Origin of the sequence: Bacillus cereus group sp. Bc031, assembly GCF_027716265.1 — a bacterium.
In the GTDB taxonomy this organism is placed as follows: Bacteria; Bacillota; Bacilli; order Bacillales; family Bacillaceae_G; genus Bacillus_A; species Bacillus_A paranthracis.
Genome location: NZ_JAQFUL010000194.1, coordinates 1 through 1,652, shown reverse-complemented (window position 1 = coordinate 1,652; position 1,652 = coordinate 1). Strand labels below are relative to the sequence as shown.

The following is a 1,652-nucleotide window of genomic DNA, read 5'->3' as shown; positions in this document are numbered from 1 at the left end:
GGTTTTAAATTCCCCAAAAATAACAGATAATCGTTTCGAAACAAACATCAAAGATGGAGTGAAGAAACGGTGCTGAAGATTGGGGAGTTTTTTATGATTAGAGAGTTATTTCAGAAAGGGTGGACGAAAACAGCCATTGCAGAAGCAACAGGCTTCGATCGTAAAACGATCAGCAAATATCTAAAAAGCAATCAGTTGCCGGAACGTAAGGCAAGCGAGCAGCAGAAAGAGAGTAAGCTCGAACCCTATAAGTCCTACATCCTTCAACGAGTCAAAGAAGGAACAACCAACTGTGTCGTACTGTTAGAGGAAATTCAAACGATGGGTTACGAGGGGAAGATGACAATTTTAAGAGACTTTGTTCGTCCTCTTCGTCAACAGCCAAAGAAACAGGCAACCTTACGGTTTGAAACACCACCAGGGAAACAAGCCCAAATGGATTGGGCGTACGTGGGAAAATACTTAGTGAATGGCAATCTGCAAGACATTTATGCATTTGTGATGATATTAGGTTATTCCCGAATGAAGTACGTAGAGTTTACAACCAACATGAATCTCGAAACCCTCATGAAGTGTCATATGAATGCTTTTTCTTACTTTAATGGGGTACCAGAACAAATTCTCTATGATAATATGAAAACCGTTGTAATCAAGCATAGTCCTGTAGAGATTCGTTTCAATCGCAAGTTTGAGGATTTCTTAGCCTACTATGGGATTGTGCCAAAAGCCTGTCGTCCTAAACGTCCGCAAACAAAGGGGAAAGTAGAAAGAACCATTAAGTATTTGAAAGATAACTTCTTTCAGCGAAAACACGAACCAACTTTACATGCATTAAATGAAGCCGTACGTACATGGTTGGATCAGATAGCTAACAAGAAAACCAATCAGACTACTAATGAGTCACCATTTCAACGATTTGAGCAGGAACAGAAGTTCCTGCAGATATGGGGAGTGAAGCCTCTGTTTCCCACTTCACATTGGGAAACCAGAGAAGTCAGTCGGGACTGTGTGGTGTCGTACCGCGGAAAAAGGTATTCAGTTCCTTACCGTTACGCTGGACAAATGGTTAAGATTAAAGAAACACTCGATCATCATTTAGAGATTTACGATGAACGTGAATGTATCGCAAAACATCCGGTTCTTACAGGAAAAGCAACTACTCATATCCGAATGGAACACTATGATGGGCTACATACAAAAGAAAAAGGGCAGAAAGCGAAGAACGTTGAAGATTTGGCGACCGACGGTCTTCACTCTCATACCCCATCTCCAAATGTGGAAAAACGCCCTCTCGCTGCTTACGCAGCACTGGAAGAAGGTGAGTCTGTATGATGAACGAACTCTTATTGGAGCGTTTAAAGAAGCTCGGCTGGCATCATACAGCCAACCAACTTGATAGTTTACTAGAAGACGCTTCTAAGGATAATGTATCATATTCTGAGTTTCTTCACACTATCGTTTTGCATGAAACGGAGCAACAAGATTCTGATCAACTAGAAAAGCGAATGAAACGGGCAAAGCTGCCTTACACCAAAACGATTCATGATTTTGACTTTACATTTCAACCAAGTCTGAGCGAGAAAAGGGTCAAGGAAACCTTAACATGTCGCTTTATTGCCAATGGGGAAAATCGCATATTACTGGGTCCTCCG

The 1,652-nt window shown here is 41.5% G+C and carries 2 protein-coding genes; both read left to right on the top strand.

Annotation, left to right across the window (positions count from 1 at the left end; genetic code table 11):
• Positions 1-69 precede the first annotated feature (69 nt).
• On the top strand, positions 70-1,332 hold the full coding sequence (gene istA, locus PDQ33_RS28810) for an IS21 family transposase (RefSeq protein ID WP_002073783.1): 1,263 nt from the start codon (positions 70-72) through the stop codon (positions 1,330-1,332).
• Positions 1,329-1,652, top strand: a 324-nt coding sequence (locus tag PDQ33_RS28805) for an ATP-binding protein (protein WP_270757109.1), incomplete at its 3' end; no start/stop codon positions are given. The genes istA and PDQ33_RS28805, both read left to right, overlap by 4 nt.